Origin of the sequence: Eubacterium sp. An3, assembly GCF_002159465.1 — a bacterium.
In the GTDB taxonomy this organism is placed as follows: Bacteria; Bacillota; Clostridia; order Lachnospirales; family Lachnospiraceae; genus Anaerobutyricum; species Anaerobutyricum stercoris.
This window is the reverse complement of record NZ_NFIR01000004.1, coordinates 229,954-236,717: the sequence shown is the minus strand read 5'-3', so window position 1 is coordinate 236,717 and position 6,764 is coordinate 229,954. Positions and strand designations below refer to the sequence as shown.

Below are 6,764 nucleotides of genomic sequence, written 5' to 3'. Positions count from 1 at the left end.
AAAGGGATAAGCCCCTTCCTTCATTCTGTGTATTTTGTTCAGTTTTCAATGTCACAGAAAAGAAGGAAAGGGGCTAAATTTATGCCTGAAAATGAGGTTTTCGGACAGGCTGAGGGGGGATACAAAGGTAAAGGAGAAAATAGGATGTATTGAGATTGGTGACAACGTATTCATAGGTTCAAATACTACTGTGCTGTATGATGTGAAGATTGGTTCAAATGTTGTAATAGGTGCAGGAAGTCTTGTAAATAAAGATATACCAGATAATTCTGTTGCAGCGGGCATCCCTGCTAGGGTGCTAGGGACATTTGAATGTCTGAAAAAGAAAAGACAAGAAGAGAAAGTCTATCCTGACGAATTGACACCAATCGGGCATAAGATAACGAAAGAACTTGAAAATTGGTTGTGGAATGATTTTAATGCCAGGCGCAATTAGATATCAGGAATATGAAAAGTGAAATTATAACATAATTAACTAGAAGAAGCTGAAATAGGTAAGAAGGAATTCATGATGAACATATTATTTACAGGCGTGGGGAGGAGAATAGAGCTTTTACAGGCTTTCCGCAACGCTGCCTTGGTTCTAAATAAGGATTTGAAAATATTTGGTGCGGATATGGCTGGAACGGCGCCTGCGCTTTCTTATTGTGACTATAAAAGAAAAGTAGTTGCCATGAACAATAGTGGGTACATAGATAATCTTATTCAAATTTGTGTAAACGACCATATTGATCTTTTGATTCCCACCATTGATACGGATTTGCTTTTATTAAGTGAGAACAAGAAGAAATTTGAAGCAATCGATACAAGGGTAATGATTAGTACGCCAGAGATGATTCGAATTTGCAGGGATAAAAATAACACATCACAGTTTTTTGTGAATTGTGGATTGCATGCACCGATGCCTGTAAATGATTGGAGAAAATATAAAAGTGATTATCCTGCATTTATTAAACCGAAGGATGGAAGTAGTTCTATTAATGCCTTTAAGGTTGATAATATTGAAGAACTAGAAATTTATGCTGGGCAGATTGAAGACTATATCGTTCAGCCCTTTGTCGAAGGAATAGAGTATACCATAGATATTTTTTGTAATTGGGATGGAGAGCCCATAAGCATTGTTCCTCGTGAGAGGGTTCAGATACGTGCGGGAGAAGTTTTAAAAACTTGCATTGCAATGGATTCAACAATGATTGCAGAAGCTAAAGCATTATGTAAAGTATTTAAACCGTGTGGTCCTATGACCGTACAGCTTATAAGAGATGAGAATGGAATTGACTGGTTTATAGAAATCAATCCACGTTTTGGCGGAGGTGCACCGTTGTCTATGAAAGCGGGAGCCAGGAGTGCAGAAGCGATACTTAAAATGGTTGATGGAGAACCAGTGGAATATTGCACAGACGTTGCAGATCATGCAGTTTATAGCCGGTTTGACCAGTCAGTGTGCATTACTGAAGGTAAGAGCAAAGTTAAAGGCGTTATTTTTGATTTAGATGATACGCTTTACAGTGAGAAGGAATATGTAAAGTCTGGTTATAAAGTTGTTTCAAATTTTCTTGGCGGTGGATACGAGGAGAAGCTATGGGAATATTTTGAAGCTGGGAAGCTAGCAATAGATGAGCTATTGGATGATATAGAAAGGCAGCGCATTAAAGATGATGTGCTTAAAGTTTATCGTTTTCATAAACCGGAGATTCATTTATATGAGGGTGTAAAAGAGTTACTGGTTGGACTTAGAAACAAGGGAATCAAGATAGGTATTATCACTGATGGAAGACCGGAAGGGCAGCGTAATAAGATAGAAGCGCTTGGCTTGGAAGAATATGTGGATGACATCATAGTTACAGATGAACTGGGAGGAGTCCAGTTTAGAAAACCATGCGATATTGCCTTTCGAATATTACAGAATAAATGGAGGCTTCCAGCAAGTGAAATGTTATACGTTGCAGATAATCCGACGAAGGATTTTCAAGCTCCTCAACAGTTAGGAATGAAAAGTGTTTGGTTTAGGAATGAGGACGGACTATACACTGTTAGTTATTTAGACAAGGCTAGTTATACAAATGGAGGCATATCTACTATAAATCATCTTGAGCAATTGGTGAAATTGCTCGATATTCAGGCCTAAGCTGTTTTAAGGAGAAATGATGATCACAAAGTATTAGAGGAGATTGTAATGTCACAAATAAAAATGGCTTACCTTCTGGTAGCTCATAAATGCCCAGAACAGGTAAATCTATTTGTTCAACAATTATTAGACTATGGCGATTGTGATATCTATATCCATATAGATAAAAAAAAGCCGGAAATGATTGAAAAGATAGTAAAAAGTAACAGAGTATTTGTCTGCTCTGTGTATGATGTTCGGTGGGGTAGTTTTGAAATAGTGAAGGCTGGGTATCACTTAATGCGGATGGCACGAGCTTCGGGCAAAGATTATACACACATGTACTTCGGGTCAGGGCAAGATTTGTTAGTTAGAAAAGGTTTATATGAGTATTTAGGTGGACATCTTGAAACCACTTTCATACATATAGAAAATGAAGTAACAAGTACAAACACGGCATCAGCAAGATATCGAATTCGATGGCCAAATAGGCTTATGGTAAGAAACGATCTGCATTTATACCGCTTTATCCGCATAGGAATGCAATTATTATGTAAATTTGGAGTGGTGTTATTTCCTAATAAGAATCGGTTAGAAAAGCCAATTAGATTCTACGAGGGGAGAACTTGGTTCATAGCTCCGATAAAGGTTATGGAGTATATTCTTGATTTTATTGATGATAATTCCGATTATGAAAAATTCTGGGAAGATAGCTTGGCGTCAGACCTGATGTTTTTTCAAACGATTATTATGAATTCCCCTTATAGAGATAAAGTGCAAGATGAATTGATGTATGTAGAATTCGGCAAATCATTCCGTACGAATAACCATCCTTTGACTATTACTTCTGATGTATTAGATAAGATAAGAGATGGTAATTGGTATTGTGCAAGGAAATTTGAGTTATATGAAAGCAATTCGTCTGAACAGGCAATAAAACGATGTCTCGAAGATACAGTTGGATAATAGAAATGAAACGAGGATTTAAAAATGAATGATCTGGTGAGCATAGTGATGCCAGTATTTAATGCGGAAAATTATATTGAAAATTGTGTTAAAGATCTTATAAAACAATCTCATAAACATATTGAAATAATACTGGTAGATGATGGATCAACGGATAATACCAGTCTGCTTTGTGACTTTTTGGCCTCAAATATCGAAATAGTAAAATGTTACCATCAGAAGAATATGGGTGTAAGCAGTGCGAGAAATTTAGGAACAGAAATGGCAACAGGAGATTTTATCATTTATATGGATGCAGATGATTTTCTTGTCCACGATGCTATCAGCGAGGGGCTCAGATACATCAATAGGTTTGATGTAGAGATGGTAGTAGCACGTGAAATAATGGTATATCCAGGGCAAAAGTTGGAATTAACTCTTTCACAAGAAAATGGCTATGAAGTATTAGAATCAAAAGATTTTGATGAATTAAGAAAAACTTATTTAGGCTTTCAATCAGAGAAGCTACAGAAACTTGGAAAGGTGGGTGAGCTGTCCGGCAGGCCGTGTGAACGCCTGATACGAGCTGATATTGCCAAAGATATATTGTTTCCTGTGGAGATTCCTTTGGGTGAAGATAAGTTATGGAATTTGCGATTACTAAATAAATGCAAAAAGGTTTGCGTACTTGGAGATTGCTGGTATCAATATATGATATATCCAGATTCTGCAGTAAGAGGCTATCATGGAAATCGAAGAGAAAAAGGGTCTATATTTATTAAAAGCCTATATATAGAAAATAAGAGATTTTGTAATGAACATAGGATGATTTTCCTAGAGAATATAGCGATTATGCTATATTGTATTGCATTTTATGATTTGAGTTCGAAAGATTGCCCGATGTCAAATAGGGAAAAAATTCAGTATATGGCAGAAACGATAAAAGATGATCCATGGAGAATTTTATGGAAGGGATCAAACAGCAGATATTTATCGTTCGCACATCGAGCAATGCTTTTATTATACAAAGCAAGACTATGGATTATCCCTCTTAAAATTTATAAATATTTAAAGACATTAAAATGGAAACACGAAACCAAGCTATTGAGGCAGGATAGGAAATGAATATTTTATATATAACATCGCGAGCGATAGAAATCAATGCGTCATCATCAATTAGAAATATAGCAACTATAGAAGGGCTGATTGGAATTGGACATCAGGTAACAGTTTGCTCAATGAAGCCGGATTGCACAGGGAAGTATTATGATAAGAGAATTGAGAAGCTAGATATAGAGAGAATATACTTTGACTCTATAATAAAAACTGCTGCTAAGACGGCAAATAGGTTTAATATCTTCCAGACAAGGTTGTACAAAATAATTCGTCGTAAAAGACTCTATGATAGTAGCAGGCAGATAATTAACCATGTAGACGATATGGATATCTCGAAATATGATCTTATGATTTCTTCGTCCGATCCTAAAACGTCTCATTTATTTGCGGAAAGGCTATCTGAAAAGAGTAAGAAAAAAATAAAGTGGATACAGATATGGGGAGATCCTTTTGCCTCTGATATGACTATAAGTGGAAGCAAAAGTTTTATGAAAAGGGTAAAAACGGAAGAACACCGTCTGCTTTCGAAATCGGATAGCATTATATACGTTTCAGAGGCAACTTTGGAAGAACAAAAAGATAATTATCCTGATTGCGCTGATAAAATGCGCTATTTGCCAATTCCATATATGAAGAGGAATTGTCAGTACAAAGAAGAGAATAGCTGTAAAAAGATAGTCAAGATAGCATATTGTGGTGATTATTTGAGCCATATTAGGAATATTGTCCCGCTATATGATGCTATAAAAGGTTTAGATGGATACGAAATACGAATCTGTGGTGATTCAGATATAAAGTTAGAAGCAACAGATAATATTTTGATTAGTGGTAGGATACCGTACCAAGAGGTCTGTGAAATAGAAGATAGTTCGGATATTCTTGTGGTTATCTGTAATCTTTTTGGTACGCAAATACCAGGTAAGATATATCAGTACTCTGGTACAGACAAGCCTATCTTGTTTATTCTGGATGGAAAAAAAGAAATAATTAAGAAGCAGTTCCAAAAATATGAAAGATATGATTTTTGTAACAATGATTCCAATGAGATAAGAAATAAGCTGAGAGAAATAAAAAGAATGAAAAAGTGTTATGGGCCAGTAAACGTATTTGAGTCGAAAGTGATAGCAAAAAAGATTCTTGATTTCAGTTGAATAAAATATACTTGCTAAAAAATATTTCATTTGTAATTATAAAATTATTTTACAAAAAAGGAAACAAAGAAGGGATTAGTTTGTGTCAAAAGATATAAATAACTTTACAATAATTCTAAATAAGGAATCACGAATCCAATTGCTTATTATATATTTTTGGATTTATCCGTCAATTATCACATATGGAATAGTATATGGATGTAGGTTAATTGGTTTTTATTCTGATAATGCGCAAATTGTGATAAGAATTCTTACCATAACTGTGATGATAATAGCCTTACAATCATGCTTACAGTTGATAAAGCTACGACATATATTTTTTTACCTATTAATGCTTGGGCTATATTTGTTTTCCTACAAACTGTTTCCTGAGAATAGTGCAATTATGGATGATAATATATCTTTGTTTTTCTTGGCAGTTTTGCCATTATTCTTCCTGGGAACGATGATTGATAAGGTAAAGATACCATATGAGACTTTAGGTACATTGTCTTATTATGTTATTATTTTATTTCTGATTTCAGTTATATTTTTATCATCAGGGGATGTTGTTGATCATGATATGGGTAAGGCATATGATTGTTTGCCATCGGTTATGCTGGTTTCATTTAATGCTTTAAAAAAAAGAAGAGGCAGAGATTTCATTTTTATGGCGTTGGGAGTAATATTACTTCTCTTGTGTGCAACGAGGGGGCCCATTCTTTTGTATGCAATATTTATGATACTCCAGTTGCCCCTTATTGAAAGAAAGTATCGTTATCTATACATAGGGCTATTGCTTGCAGTGATAATTTTATTTATTTCTCCATTAGGAATGATTCTAGTGGAAGTAATTTCATTATTGTTGAATAATCTCGGATTTAGCACACGTATCATAGATTTACTATTAACTGGGGACTTAACATATGACAATGGAAGGAACTGGTTATATGATGCAACCTTTGCAATGATAGAAGCCCAGCCATGGAGAGGCAATGGTATATTTTCTGATAGACGGGCTACAGGTGCTATAGGAATTGGAGAAAATGGTATAGGTATTTATGTGCATAATATTATTTATGAATTTTGGTGTGACTTTGGTTATATCTTGGGTACTGCCTTATTAGTGATTATTGCGTTTGGTATATTGAAGACATTGAAAAAACATAAAACAAATATAAATTTTAAAGTGATTTTTCTTATATTTGTAATTAGTTATATGGGAAAATTATTCATGAGTAGTTCATTCTTAATCGAACCTGGTTTTTGGTTATGCATTGGGGTGTGTTTTGAAGGTATGAGAAATGAAAAACGGAGAAAGATGTGATTGGCTTTACAACATTATTCTCGTTATATTTTCTGAAGTTTTTGAAAAAATCACTTGAAAAAGAGGCAGAGAAGTAGAGAAACTGAAGAAGGAAAATGGGAATAAGAAGATATAAGTTGTATCTTCGATTCTGTTGCCA

At 34.8% G+C, this 6,764-nt stretch carries 6 protein-coding genes; all 6 read left to right on the top strand.

Features of this window, described 5'->3' with window-relative positions; all coding sequences use genetic code 11:
- Positions 1 to 91: 91 nt before the first annotated feature.
- The 6 genes from B5F87_RS06595 to B5F87_RS06570 all read left to right on the top strand — a co-directional run bounded on the left by B5F87_RS06595 (position 92) and on the right by B5F87_RS06570 (position 6,625).
- Positions 92 to 436: a DapH/DapD/GlmU-related protein gene (locus tag B5F87_RS06595; RefSeq protein ID WP_087278559.1), complete on the top strand. Its 345-nt coding sequence runs from the start codon at positions 92 to 94 to the stop codon at positions 434 to 436.
- A gap of 72 nt (positions 437 to 508) precedes the next feature.
- Complete coding sequence (locus B5F87_RS06590; protein ID WP_242964287.1) at positions 509 to 2,128, top strand: HAD-IA family hydrolase; 1,620 nt, start codon at positions 509 to 511, stop codon at positions 2,126 to 2,128.
- Between the two features lie 48 nt (positions 2,129 to 2,176).
- Entirely contained in the window at positions 2,177 to 3,073 is an 897-nt protein-coding gene (locus B5F87_RS06585; protein WP_087278556.1) for a beta-1,6-N-acetylglucosaminyltransferase, read from the top strand.
- A 24-nt stretch (positions 3,074 to 3,097) separates the two neighbouring features.
- Complete coding sequence (locus tag B5F87_RS06580) at positions 3,098 to 4,177, top strand: glycosyltransferase family 2 protein (protein ID WP_087278553.1); 1,080 nt, start codon at positions 3,098 to 3,100, stop codon at positions 4,175 to 4,177.
- Complete coding sequence (locus B5F87_RS06575) at positions 4,174 to 5,319, top strand: hypothetical protein (protein WP_087278550.1); 1,146 nt, start codon at positions 4,174 to 4,176, stop codon at positions 5,317 to 5,319. Before B5F87_RS06580 ends, B5F87_RS06575 begins: the two co-directional genes overlap by 4 nt.
- A gap of 385 nt (positions 5,320 to 5,704) precedes the next feature.
- A complete protein-coding gene (locus B5F87_RS06570; RefSeq protein WP_143405219.1) occupies positions 5,705 to 6,625 on the top strand; it encodes an O-antigen ligase family protein in 921 nt (306 codons plus the stop codon).
- Positions 6,626 to 6,764 lie beyond the last annotated feature (139 nt).

Bases quoted from the DNA above. Each gene is read 5' to 3' on its own strand.
- B5F87_RS06595 (WP_087278559.1), top strand. From the start codon at position 92: ATGAGGTTTTCGGACAGGCTGAGGGGGGATACAAAGGTAAAGGAGAAA.
- B5F87_RS06585 (WP_087278556.1), top strand. From the start codon at position 2,177: ATGTCACAAATAAAAATGGCTTACCTTCTGGTAGCTCATAAATGCCCA.
- B5F87_RS06590 (WP_242964287.1), top strand. From the start codon at position 509: ATGATGAACATATTATTTACAGGCGTGGGGAGGAGAATAGAGCTTTTA.
- B5F87_RS06570 (WP_143405219.1), top strand. From the start codon at position 5,705: ATGGATGATAATATATCTTTGTTTTTCTTGGCAGTTTTGCCATTATTC.
- B5F87_RS06575 (WP_087278550.1), top strand. From the start codon at position 4,174: ATGAATATTTTATATATAACATCGCGAGCGATAGAAATCAATGCGTCA.
- B5F87_RS06580 (WP_087278553.1), top strand. From the start codon at position 3,098: ATGAATGATCTGGTGAGCATAGTGATGCCAGTATTTAATGCGGAAAAT.